Origin of the sequence: Desulforamulus hydrothermalis Lam5 = DSM 18033, assembly GCF_000315365.1 — a bacterium.
In the GTDB taxonomy this organism is placed as follows: Bacteria; Bacillota; Desulfotomaculia; order Desulfotomaculales; family Desulfotomaculaceae; genus Desulfotomaculum; species Desulfotomaculum hydrothermale.
The window spans coordinates 1-12,018 of the sequence record NZ_CAOS01000004.1 but is presented as its reverse complement, the minus strand read 5'-3'; the positions used below and the strand labels follow the sequence as shown (position 1 = coordinate 12,018).

At 43.4% G+C, this 12,018-nt stretch carries 9 protein-coding genes, 2 tRNA genes and 3 pseudogenes; 5 read left to right on the top strand and 9 right to left on the bottom strand.

Annotation, left to right across the window (positions count from 1 at the left end):
* Positions 1-3: 3 nt before the first annotated feature.
* The 3 genes from DESHY_RS04025 to DESHY_RS04015 all read left to right on the top strand — a co-directional run bounded on the left by DESHY_RS04025 (position 4) and on the right by DESHY_RS04015 (position 764).
* Positions 4-354: a hypothetical protein gene (locus tag DESHY_RS04025; protein WP_008410619.1), complete on the top strand. Its 351-nt coding sequence runs from the start codon at positions 4-6 to the stop codon at positions 352-354.
* A gap of 71 nt (positions 355-425) precedes the next feature.
* A tRNA-Met gene (locus DESHY_RS04020) sits at positions 426-501 on the top strand.
* 186 nt (positions 502-687) lie between these two features.
* A tRNA-Arg gene (locus tag DESHY_RS04015) sits at positions 688-764 on the top strand.
* Positions 765-1,024: 260 nt separating this feature from the next.
* Here the strand turns inward: DESHY_RS04015 and DESHY_RS04010 are convergent.
* Both DESHY_RS04010 and DESHY_RS04005 read right to left on the bottom strand, forming a co-directional pair.
* On the bottom strand, positions 1,025-2,047 hold the full coding sequence (locus tag DESHY_RS04010) for a helix-turn-helix transcriptional regulator (protein ID WP_008410615.1): 1,023 nt from the start codon (positions 2,045-2,047) through the stop codon (positions 1,025-1,027).
* 185 nt (positions 2,048-2,232) lie between these two features.
* Positions 2,233-3,498, bottom strand: coding sequence for a vWA domain-containing protein (locus DESHY_RS04005; RefSeq protein ID WP_008410613.1), 1,266 nt, complete (start codon positions 3,496-3,498; stop codon positions 2,233-2,235).
* 463 nt (positions 3,499-3,961) lie between these two features.
* Here DESHY_RS04005 and DESHY_RS04000 point away from each other — a divergent pair, with 463 nt between their 5' ends.
* A complete protein-coding gene (locus tag DESHY_RS04000) occupies positions 3,962-5,734 on the top strand; it encodes a GmrSD restriction endonuclease domain-containing protein (RefSeq protein ID WP_008410611.1) in 1,773 nt (590 codons plus the stop codon).
* A 287-nt stretch (positions 5,735-6,021) separates the two neighbouring features.
* On the opposite strand, the pseudogene DESHY_RS14515 reads toward DESHY_RS04000, so the two are convergent.
* From DESHY_RS14515 to DESHY_RS03975, 7 genes and pseudogenes are all read right to left on the bottom strand, one after another.
* Positions 6,022-6,153: pseudogene (locus DESHY_RS14515) on the bottom strand (IS3 family transposase); the annotation flags it as partial.
* Positions 6,154-6,628: 475 nt separating this feature from the next.
* The gene (locus DESHY_RS14510; protein WP_476580436.1) at positions 6,629-6,793 is read right to left on the bottom strand and encodes a transposase domain-containing protein; all 165 of its coding nucleotides are present in this window, start codon (positions 6,791-6,793) and stop codon (positions 6,629-6,631) included.
* Positions 6,791-8,109: pseudogene (gene tnpC / locus DESHY_RS03995) on the bottom strand (IS66 family transposase); the annotation flags it as partial. The gene DESHY_RS14510 and the pseudogene tnpC, both read right to left, overlap by 3 nt.
* A gap of 138 nt (positions 8,110-8,247) precedes the next feature.
* On the bottom strand, positions 8,248-8,550 hold the full coding sequence (gene tnpB, locus DESHY_RS14840) for an IS66 family insertion sequence element accessory protein TnpB (protein WP_235695512.1): 303 nt from the start codon (positions 8,548-8,550) through the stop codon (positions 8,248-8,250).
* A gap of 44 nt (positions 8,551-8,594) precedes the next feature.
* Positions 8,595-8,987, bottom strand: coding sequence for an IS66 family insertion sequence element accessory protein TnpA (gene tnpA, locus DESHY_RS03985; protein ID WP_008410606.1), 393 nt, complete (start codon positions 8,985-8,987; stop codon positions 8,595-8,597).
* A 241-nt stretch (positions 8,988-9,228) separates the two neighbouring features.
* Positions 9,229-9,606 (bottom strand): DUF5412 family protein, encoded by a 378-nt coding sequence (locus tag DESHY_RS03980; protein WP_052307677.1) that lies wholly within the window; start codon positions 9,604-9,606, stop codon positions 9,229-9,231.
* Between the two features lie 95 nt (positions 9,607-9,701).
* On the bottom strand, positions 9,702-10,337 hold the full coding sequence (locus DESHY_RS03975) for a polymorphic toxin type 44 domain-containing protein (protein WP_008410605.1): 636 nt from the start codon (positions 10,335-10,337) through the stop codon (positions 9,702-9,704).
* A gap of 427 nt (positions 10,338-10,764) precedes the next feature.
* Between DESHY_RS03975 and istA the strand changes: the two are divergent.
* A pseudogene (gene istA, locus DESHY_RS03970) lies at positions 10,765-11,367 on the top strand (IS21 family transposase); the annotation flags it as partial.
* Between the last annotated feature and the right edge of the window lie 651 nt (positions 11,368-12,018).

The window sequence follows — 12,018 nt, the reverse complement described above, 5'->3', positions numbered from 1 at the left end:
TTAATGTCCCACCTTACCAAAGACGATCTGGTTAATCTGCTCAACAGGTTGCGCCAGGATATGCAAAATGAAAACCAAATTCAGCCTGCCTCTATCACTGAGGAGGAAAAGGAATTGTTGAAAATGTATATTCCCATGCAATTGAGCGAAGAAAGCGCCAAACAAATGATGGAGATGCTGCATGAAATACAGACGGGTAAACGCCCCCCTCTTTCCGAACAGGAAAGAATTAAGCTAAATCAGAAGAACATGGATGAAAGCCTAATCAACTTCTTAAATAAGTTGGCCACAGCAGACCAGGATGAGTTGGCCGCTATTTATGAAATATGTGAGCGCATACGATCCAACCGTTGAAAAACTAACAAGGGTATGTCTCAAATAATATTTGACTTTACCTAAAAGTCCAGTTATAATAAGATGGTTGGCGCGGGATAGAGCAGTTGGCAGCTCGTCGGGCTCATAACCCGAAGGTCGGAGGTTCAAGTCCTCCTCCCGCAACCAGTAAATTAACTCTGCTAAAAGGCAGGGTTTTTCCTTTTTGATTGAAAAAGAAAACCTTCCACCGTGAGGCATAAATTTTACTGCCAAACTTTACCGGAAGTATAATCTGTTTATAAATAAAACAATAATTTTAGCTTGTATTTCGCAAAACCATATGTTAAAATATCATGTGTTGATTAAAAAAATGTCCCAGTAGCTCAGCTGGATAGAGCAACGGACTTCTAATCCGTAGGTCAGGGGTTCGAATCCCTTCTGGGACGCCAGTAAAATCAAGGCTTCTAGCAATTTTGCCAGAAGCCTTTTTCTGTGTCAGGGGAACAAATTTATTTGTTTATTTGCCACCCGTATAAACCTGCTTTTTCATAATTTGCTTCTTTCAATGCCCCCAGAAACCCTTTTGAAACGTCTATCGGAGACGGTCCAGAGGAACAGGCTGCAGCAGTAAATAGAAAAGCCGAACAACACAAGGATAGTAACCCTGTTTTTAACCTTTTCATAAAAAACCTTCTTTTAGGCACAGATCTCAATTTGCATCCCGATAAACCTGCCAAATCCCCTTCGCCAATTTACACATATCTTCTCTTAACCAGCCCGGTTCCAATACTTCTACATTATCCCCCCATTGGACAATCCAGGTTTTCATCTCCTTGATACCACAAACCATAAAGGAAACAATAATGGAACCGTCAGGCAGTTCTTCCTCCAGCACTTGCGAGGGATGGTAAATCAAATTCTTTACCCGGTGGGCTACCCGGTGGTTAAACTTTAGCCTAACCCGGCAGACCTCACCGTCGTTGATGACGCCCCAGCTGTGGGCCATGTATTTTTTTAAATTAAAATCGGCGGGATATTGGTACTTTTCTGAGGTATAGGGAAATACATCTCTAATTTGATCAACCCGGAAAACCCGGATGGCGTTACGGGTAAGGCATTTGCCCACCAGGTACCAGTTTTGCCGCTTGCAGATCAGGCCATAGGGTTCCACCACTCGTTCGGTTTCCCTCTGGCTGTGGGTGACAAAGTAGCGAATCTTGACTCTGTGGCAATCCTTTAAGGCCTGGACTAACTTGGAGAACATTTCACCAACCCGTTCCGGTTCCACCAGGGTTTCCTCCACCAGGTGGATACGGTTCTGCAGCTTTTCCACTGCCAACTCTTTGGGGTCGTAATGGTACTTGAACAAGGTAGATACCAACGCATCCTTTAATTCATTTAAATGACCCGTCAGGGCAGATCCCTTCTGCTGCAGCAGGCTTAAAAATAGCACCGTAGCCTTTTCCGGACTCAGGCTGGGTAAATAGCCAACTTCCAGGCAGTAGCAGGTTCTCTTGCTGCCCTCGATAACCCGCTCATGCTTTATTAAAGGGACTCTCATTTCATTCACAATGGTGTTTAAATCCCGGTGAATTTGCCGTTCGGAAACTTCAAACTTATCCATCAATTCTTTTACAGTTACCCCGCCATAGGGTGTTTTTTTATTAATGAGATCGATCATCATATTAAGCCGTAATCCCCGGGTGGCATCTTTCTTTGGCCGTACACTCATACCGGTACCTCCCGCCCTAATTCCAAATGGATATTCCATATGTTTAATATTCGGCGGGATTATACAAAAACCTTCTCAAACTATCCTAAATCATCCACAGAATACATATTTATCCAGTTCTTTAACCCAATTGGTCCGGTATTTGTATGGTCCTCCCTTTTTTCTGCAGCCTCTTGAAAACATCTCTACCCTGTAAATGCCTTATTATTACCTCTCCCTTTCTTCCGCTGGTACACATTAAAGGACATTTTCTTCCTTAAAACCTTGTCATAACTGCCTTCAGACATATAAGAAAGGTTTTCTTGCAGTTCGTTCACTTCCATATTAATCTCACTGCAGGATAAGCTAGCTCCCAGGGACTGCATTTTTAAAAGTTGCTTTTCCAGGACAAAGCGACTGGCCTCAAAATCCTCCTGATCAGCCAGGCGGATGGCTTCTTCCTTAGCCTGGGCACAGCGGAACAGTTCCACCTGCTTGATTACTTCTACGTTTTCAGCAGGTCCGTCACCCGGTTCTGCACTGGCATTTACGCTCAGGTCGGCCTTGAGGTTAACCAGTGCCAGGTTTTCCCGAACGTCTGCATAATCCAGCTCTACACTAAGGAGCTTATGGGTCCCTTCAGCCAGCGGCAATATCACCAGTTCCAGCAGCAAAATTTTTGTTTCCCCACTATATATATCAGGCAGGTTCACGGTAACCCCTTCACCGGTGGTAAAGGGATAGCCAAATACCCCGGTTATTGCTACATCCTGACCCGGTTTCACTTTCACTGACAGGTTTTGGGCTACAATATTGAGTAAACCGGTCAGCTCTTGATCAAAAATCCCCGGAATTTGGTCCGGTGTTTCTATATAATAAAAGTTACCTCCACCGGCCTCGGCCATTGCCTGCAGCAAATCTTCTTCAAAGTCATCACCCAATCCAAAAATAGAGAGATTAACCCCACCGGCTGCCATTTCCCGCGCCTTCTCCACCAGGGCACCGTGGTCCGTCACTCCCACATTGGCCATACCATCCGTCAACAGCAGCACCCTATTAATTTGGTTTTCCTTGTGAGCCAGCTTAACTTCCCTTAAACCCAGCAGCATGCCTCCGCTTAAATTGGTGCTGCCACCGGGATAGATACTTTCCACCGCCATCTTAAGATCATCTTTGTTCTCCACCTTGTGGGATGGGGCCACCATCGTAACCATGTCATCAAAGGCCACCACCGAACAATAGTCCTGAGGACTAAGATGGCCAACGGCAAAGGTAACTGCCTTTTTGGTGTAGTCCAGCTTTTCTCCGGACATACTGCCGCTACGATCAATGACAAAGGAAAGATTCTGCACCGGTCTTTCCTTAACTACTTGCTCCGGTGCAGTAAGTTTAATCATGAGATAGGCCGCCTGCTTATTGCCGGGTAGCAGAAAAGTTTTGTCTAACGCCAGATCAACTTTAATTTGTTCCATTATGGTTGACCTCCTTATCTCTCTTTTTCTCCCTAAGCGGCTGGCATGGCTCTTTACTGATATCACTGCCACAGTAGGGGCAAATCCACTGTCCTTTTGAAGCTGCACTGTAGGATTTGTTATCACACACGGGACAAATTTTCAGAAACATAGGCACCACCGTTTAATTGATAACTACCGGGATTTCTGCAACACAAGGCTGCATTTATACCAATTCTTTTGCTTAAATGTTAACAACCCGGCACGACCACAGTTTGTCAGTGGCATAAAAAAACGCCCCATTTTTTGAGCGATTTATATAACCTAACCGTATGTAGATTGATGGAAGCCAAAACTCTCGTTATTTGTAATTGTGAGTCAAAACAATACCAGTACCAAAAAGTTAATTAAAGCTAAAAGGATATGACCAAAGTCCATAGAAAGTAAAACCTAATTATTTATTGATTAACGGGGGGAGAAACATTTGCCAACTATTTTTCACAGTACATCCGAGCTACTAACAACTTTGTTAGATTCCATTGGTTCAGGAAAAACCCAGTTACCGGACTTCCAGCGGGATTGGGTTTGGGACGATGAGCGGATTCGCCGTATCCTGGCCAGTGTCTTACAGTCGTACCCCATCGGTGCTGTTATGCTATTGCAAACCGGTAATCCCAATGTGAACTTCTTGCCCCGTCCCATAGAAGGGGTCAGTTTAAATGGGCCGATTAACCCCGATCGCTTGATACTTGACGGACAGCAACGCCTTACCTCTCTTTACCAAGCCCTGTGCACCGGTAAACCAGTTATAACCAAAGATACCAGAGGTAATAAAGTAAAACGTTGGTATTACCTGGACATTGAAAAGTGCATAGACCCTAACTCGGATAAAGAAGAAGCCGTACTCTCGGTTCCTGAGGATAAACTTGTGCGTGGAATGCACAATCAGGTTATCGCAGATTACTCAACCAGAGAAAAGGAATGTGCTGCCGGTGTCGTTCCGGTTCACTTAATAATGAACCCCCCGGAGTTATTCAAATGGCAAGCCGATTATCTGGGAGGCGACAACCAAAAACTAGCTGAGCGTTCTGTAAAATGGGTTCAATTTACCACCTTTGTCCAGTCTGCTTTCACCCAATATCAAGTGCCGGTCATTATGCTATTAAACACAACTCCTAAAGATGCCGTTTGTCAGGTGTTTGAAAATGTTAATACCGGCGGCGTTTCATTGACGGTATTTGAATTGCTGACCGCCAGCTTTGCGGCCGAAAATTTTTCCCTTCGTGAAGATTGGCAATGCCGCTCCGAAGGAAGCAAATGTCCTGCAAGTCACACATTTAATACACACCTTAAACAAGACCCAATTCTACAAGGACTCAGCAACACTGATTTTTTACAGGCCATTACGTTACTGGTAACATATCAACGGAAGAAAGCTAACCCTTCAGCTGCAGTGAGTTGCAAACGTAAGGATATTTTAAAATTGAGTTTACAAGATTACAAAACATGGGCGGACAAGGTTACACAGGGATTCTACGATGCCGCCAAGTTTTTGATGGAGCAAAAAATCTTTTCCAACCGTGATTTACCTTATGCCACCCAGCTAATACCCCTGGCCACTATCTTTGTGGAGTTAGGAACACTGGCACATAACCAAACAGTTAGGCAAATGATTGCCCGCTGGTACTGGTGTGGCGTTTTTGGAGAACTATATGGGGGTGCCGTAGAAACACGGTTTGCCCGGGACTTACCACAGGTGGTTGAGTGGATTAAGGGAGGTGCCTTACCGGACACAATTACCGAGGCATACTTTGATCCCAACCGACTGTTGAGTCTTAGAACCAGAAACAGTGCTGCATATAAAGGTGTTCACGTCTTACTTATGCGGGAGGGTAGTAAAGACTTTTTATCGGGGGTTCCTATTGACCTTCAGACATATTACAACGATAGTATTGATATTCACCATATTTTCCCGGTTGCCTACTGCCGCAGTAAAGGAATACCACCAGAAGATTATAATTCTGTAATCAATAAAACCCCCTTATCCAGCAGGACAAATGGAATTATTGGCGGCAATGCCCCAAGCACTTACTTAAACAATCTGCAAAACAAGTATAACATCCCCGCTGCAAATCTGGATCAATTGTTAAGAACACATGTTATTGATGTAAATGCGATCCGTAATGATGACTTTAACACCTTTTTTCAAAAGCGGAAGGATGAACTATACAATAAAATTCTCATGGCTATGAGTTAAGTACAATATTTTTTAAACAAAAAGGTTGGGAACTCTAAGATTCCCAACCTTATAATTTTAAGTACAAAAACTTAACAACTGGGCAGACATAATAACTCACTCACCGATCCGGTGATAAAAAAGTTTCTAAATTTGATTAACCAATTCTCTAGATATTTTAACAACTCAGTTTGGGGTGTTCCCGATTAAATAGACACGCGGAACTGCTACTTTTAAGTGAATCACAGTATTACACCATTTCCCTTGGGGGCCTGCCCCCAAACCCCAGCCCTCGCCGGGAGGCATCCCCGGGATCTTCTATGGATGTCCTTGATCTCTTCCAACAATTTTTCATTAGCCTTTTTACGTTTGCTTTTTGGCCTTTTACGCCAGCTATAATAACTGCTTCTTGACACTTCAAGCACTTGGCACATCTTCTCCGACTTTGAAAATAAACGAAAACACAGTTACTAAATGCTATAAACACTAAAAAAACATAAGGGCCTAATTATAATTTTAGTTTATAACTGATTATGTGTAAGCGTCAAACCCTACATCACCTAGTGTCAGCACTACGGGTATGCTAACATATAAAAAAAGCGCCCAGGAATGGATGAAGGGGATATGGATAACTGACTCCACCCTAGAAAAATCCATCACACAGAGCTGCTTTGAATTTATTAAATTGTTTTTGAATTAACCTTCTGTGCCGGTCATCCGACAGGCCCACCGCTTGGTCAAATCCCTCTTCAGCCAGGTAATAATTAAAGCACTCTGCAAGATCCGGATTTTCTCGTTCCATTTTTGCATAGTGCTTTGTTAAAATCTAGATCAAAATCTAAGCGACTACGCTTTCCGTCCAGATATTCCTGGACAAAGGTCATCATAAATTTAGTTGCGCTGCCTCTGGACATCTTAGGCACTCTCCTTTGTTAATGGCATGCGACATTTTTCAGGGATGGCTTCGCCCCAAGGCAATAGGGCATCCAATTCCCCAACTGATGTAGATGGAACAGTTTCAAGTAGGAATTTCATATATTCAAAGGGCAGCAGCCCGTTTGCTTTGGCGGTTTCTACGATGGAATAAACTACCGAGCTTGATATAGCTCCTTTGACCGTATTGCAGAACAACCAATTTTTGCGGCCCAAGGCAAAGGGACGTACGGCATTTTCTGACCGGTTGTTCGAAAGTTCGGTACGCCCGTCAAGATAGACATTCATTAGCCATTCGCTCTGTTCCAATGCATAATGCACCGCCTTTCCCATAGCGGTTTTGGGAAGGACAGTCAGCGTTTGAAGCCAGCCAAAAAAAGCCTCAGCCAGAGGCTTAGATTTCTCTAATCTCAGTTTGTAGCGTTCTTCAGGGGTTAAACTTTCCCACTGTTCTTCCAGGTGGAAAAGTAAGCCGATGCGCCTAACGGCATCACTTGCTGATGATACAGCCCTTTCGGAATCTGGAATGGCCTTAAGGGCATCCTCGAATTTACGCCGCATATGAACCCAACAGCCCACAACTGTGACCTCGGGCAATGTGTGATAGGCAGCATAGCCGTCTGTGTGCAGGAAGCCCCTAAAACCCTTTAAAAACTGCTGCGGATGGGTGCTTGACCGGCTGGGTTGATACTCAAAGAGAACAATCTGCCGTTTTGTATCCCCACTTGTCCTGTACAACCACATATAGCTGTTTGAAACGGCAGTCTTCCCAGGTTCCCGTAAAACCTGCACAGTGGTCTCGTCAGCATGAAGCACATCCTGCGTCAGAATATAGCCTTCATTCGCTCATAAATGGGCAACAGCCAATCCTCACTGCAGCGGATGACCCAGTTGGCCATAGTCTGGCGGGAAAGCCGCACCCCTTGCCTTTTGACTACTCGACCCTGCCCCAATAGTGGGATATGCTGAACATATTTTTGTGTTATGATGTGGGCCACTGCGGATGGCGAAGCAAGGCTTCCGCTGATTAGCGGCTTGGGCATTTCCGCCTTTACTATAGGCACATGGTCGCCATTTTTTTCGCAGTTCCGGCAGGATAGTACGGCACGTTTATGCTCCACAACCTTAACCTGAGGCGGAATGATTACAAGCTCGCGCCGGGTATCATGTCCCATTTCATGCAGCATCCCGCCGCATTCTGGGCAAACTCGTTCTTCTTCGGGAAGTGTATGTTCCACCGTCTCCACCCCCCCCCCCCTGACTAGACGAAGCGTGGCCACAATGCGTTTGCGGCGGGTATAGGCAATTTTTTCGAGCTCCGGCTCGGTTTTTTGTAAATCAGCCTCTTTTTCAACCTCGTCAAACAGACCAAGCTGACCGGGCAAAGTACCCTTTTCGCTTGATGGTCCAAATTGGCGATGTTTAGAAAGCCGAAACTGTTCCTCGTAAAATTTTACGAGCATCTCCAGTTCGGCTATACGGGCATCCTTTTTGGCTATTATTTCGATCCAGTTGTTTGCAGTTTCCATATCTCCATGTTCTCATGGAAAACTTTGAAAAGCAAGTAATTTTGTCTATTTTAGTTGATTTTCTGCTTGTTTTTATGTAATTCTTTTTCCCATCAGTTCTTCTCGCCTTAGCTTTAATGCCACCCTTGTCCCACCTAAAAGAATTGACAATTCCTCACCTGTTAGCACAAGGGTCTGTTCTTCACCGGACGTTGGCCACCGAAAATGTCCTTTTTCCAGACGTTTGAAGTGAAGCCAGAACCCGTCGCCATCCCATTCCAATATTTTTATGCGGTCGCGGCTTCTGTTGCAGAATACGAACACTGCCCCGTCACATGGGTCAAGTTTGAAACTCCCTTCCACTATGGCGGCAAGCCCGTTGATGCTTTTCCGCATATCTGTGTGACCGCAGGCAAGAAATACCCTTTTTCCGGCAAGGCTTAGCATAGCTGTTTAAACAGGCCAAGCAGTGCGGCTATCTTTTCTACCGGATAGGTACTGTCCGCAGCAATCCGCACTCCTCCAAGTTCAATGCGGATTTCACTCTGTTTGGCATCATTCTGGACAGGCAGCTTTTCAGGTGCTTCTGTAATTTTCAACTCGGCAAATCCTGGTGGGACTAGGCAAGACAACTTTGTATGCTCAGTTCGAATTTCTGTCAGTTGTTCACAGGCAGCCTCTCGCAGTTTCCGTTGCCAATAGTAGTAGGTGTTTTCACGGAATCCCTCGCTTGCACAGAAGGCTTTAATACTAAGGCCACTTTCATTTTTTCTGCGCACTATCTGTGCCCAGTGTGCCAGGCGGTATTCCGCAGCAATTTCTCTAGTATTCATATTGCTGATACTCCTGTTCGTCTTGATTTACCACTAGTGGTTTTTCAAGTTTTTCATAGCCCAGTGTATCAGTTTTGTATTTGTGATTCTAGGTGACGGCTGGTTTGTCGCTTACGCTTCTTAGACCCGTGTGTTATATGGTCTAAGAATTTTGCAATTGGCTCTAATATCTTTTTAAAAGTAGGGTTTCTCACCTTTGATATTCCCTCCGGTGTGTCATGTTTTCGCCTTTTATTTTATACTATTGTGTCTTTGTTTTATCTCTACGCCAATCATATGTATCTTTTTTAACATCTATCTTATGTCCGTTGATAATGATATCGGTATCATTTATCCAAGTTAATTCAACTGTATTTATCCGATAGTCCCAATAGATGTTTCTCTTCTTACCACTTTTATTGTTTTGTAACTCCACTCGAACAGCATTTGATGAAAGTGATCCTCCATCTACTAGATATGCATTAACGGTATACTCTCCATTTGGAGATAATGATTGTTTTATTAGTGTGCCTTCAGGCAGATAGGAAAGTGAGAATAAGAAATAGTGTATACCGAAGTATGCAAAAAGCAAAAATAAAGATATTACAGCTATTATTTTGTAATAAGATTTTTTTAGCATATTTATACCCCTATACCATTTTATGATAGGTCTTTAAAAATATTCAATAGGTACTGTAACAGCCACTAGAAGCTACTAGTGGCTGTATTAAATTATTATTCTTTGTTTTTTTGCTTTTCTTTAATCTTTTTAACATCTTCTATAACTTGTTGTTTAATTTTTTCCTTCTCTTCAACAGATAATGTTTCAATTAGGCTTTCTGCACTCATGCTGCTACTCAGCAAGGTATTGTTATCCCAAAGGCTGATACCGTAGGTGATTTGAGTCTGGTCTCTGGGATCATCAAAATAAGAATTGTACCAACCAATGTATGATGTGCCAGAGTATATTTGGTAAGCTCCGGCTGCAGTTTTAAGTATGGTGCTACTAAAACCAGCTGCTCTTCCTACATAACCATAGTGCATATTACCAAGGTCTTCTCCTGATTTAATATTTCCTTTGAAATAGTACAAAGAAGATGTTCCATAGGTACGTTTGTAGTCCCAAGCTCCCCCAGACTTTACTTTACTGGCAAAATACTCACCAGTAGCTAGTGGGTAAGTTCCTTGTCCTTTTTCGACCTGAGCATAATAAGCGATATTTGCGGCGTTACTAATCATTTTTTGACTGAAGCTAGAAGTAATGTCCGGATAATCAACTTGCGGGGTTACAATACCTGCAAATGCGTTCATGCAATAAGACAGTAACATTATGCTAGAAATAATAATTGCCATTAAAGATTTTCTTTTCATCAATGCTTCCTTCCTCTCTTTTTTAACTTTTTCTTAGTTTATAAGTACATATCTTTTTAGCATTCACCCCCCTTTTATCTATAGATAAAATAAAGGAGGAGTTGGTTTTATAAACTTATCGCCTTATTGCGACATTATTTGCACCTATATTAATAAGAGGAATAGAATCATAATGTGTAGAAATATTACATAAAATTACCAAAAACCTCTTAGGGTGCTACTATGTCTATATTTAAAAGGCTTTTTACTAGAAAGAAGAAGGTTGACAAGGATTTTAGTAAACTTATTTTCGAACTGCATTATAAGTCGGCCTTATGTCACCGCCGGGATATAATTGACCCAGGTTCGCCGGAAAGAAAATGACCCACCCTTAGCGAATATATCCCCTTCGTAATTAACGGCCAAGTTAATCTTCGGAGGGAGACACATGCTAAGGAGTGGGATAGTGATATCGTTACATACCATGAGGGCAGAAGGCAAGAGTATTCGTGAAATTGCCCGTCTAACGGGGCATTCTCGAAATACAGTTCGCCGATATCTCCGGGGTGAATTCTCCCCCGAAAAGGGAACCCGTAAATCTCGTGGTTCCAAGCTTGATCCGTATAAACCGTTCCTGCAGGAACGTCTTCAAGAAGGTATCTATAACTGCGAGGTTTTATTCGATCTTCTACGAGAAAAGGGGTATACCGGGGGACGTACCATCTTGAAAGACTATGTGAAGGACTTCCGTCCTCCCAAACAAGTTCCCGCTGTTCTTCGTTACGAGACGAAACCTGGTGAATATGCACAGGTCGACTGGGGACTGTGTGATTACGTAGATTTGGACGGTACAGTCCGAAAAGTGCCGGTATTTGTCATGGTATTGGGGTACTCTCGTTCCACCTATATAGAGTTCACTAAGCGTTGTGACATTCACAGCTTTCTTCGTTGCTTGATTCATGCTTTTGAATATTTTGGGGGCATCCCAAAGGTAATGCTGACCGACCAGATGAAAACCGTCGTACTGGGCATGGGAGATGATCCCCCCCCCTCTGACTAGTCACCCCGGTGGCCATNAAGGNTTTTTTAAATTTGANATTAGTAGAATTTTAAGAAGGTTTTGGGAAATTTTATGTAATATTTTTTAAACATTATGATTCCTGTTCATCTTAATAAACATAAGGTGCACCCTATTGTCCTTATTAGGGAGATAATCTTAAAGGGGAGAAAAATTCACGGTGAATTTACCAAAAAACCTCTCAGGAGGCCCTCCCTCTGGCGGGGGTGTAATGGTTTTTTTTTATAAGAGGAAGAAATGGTGGAAAAAAAAAGAAAAGAAAAAGTGATGTTGGAGAGGTGATTTTATTTTTCTTTCCTTTAAGTCCCCCACCCGGAGCTTTATCTCCCCCCCGCCCCCGCCGAAAAAAAAAAATCACCCACCTCTCCCAGAAAAAAAAAAACACCACAACACATCCAACCGCGCAATAAAAATATTTTTCCCGGTGGGAAACAAACCATCCCAAGAGAGATGGGGGAGTTGTTGGTGGGGGTGGGCTGACACCACACACGTGGGGGGGGGGGGGGAGAGGGGGGGAGAAATTTTTTGTTTTTTTTAAAACTTTTTCCCTGGCCGGCCTGTGACGGGGGGGGGAGGGAGAGAGGGTAAGATGTAAAAAAAAAAAATATATATATTATATGACGG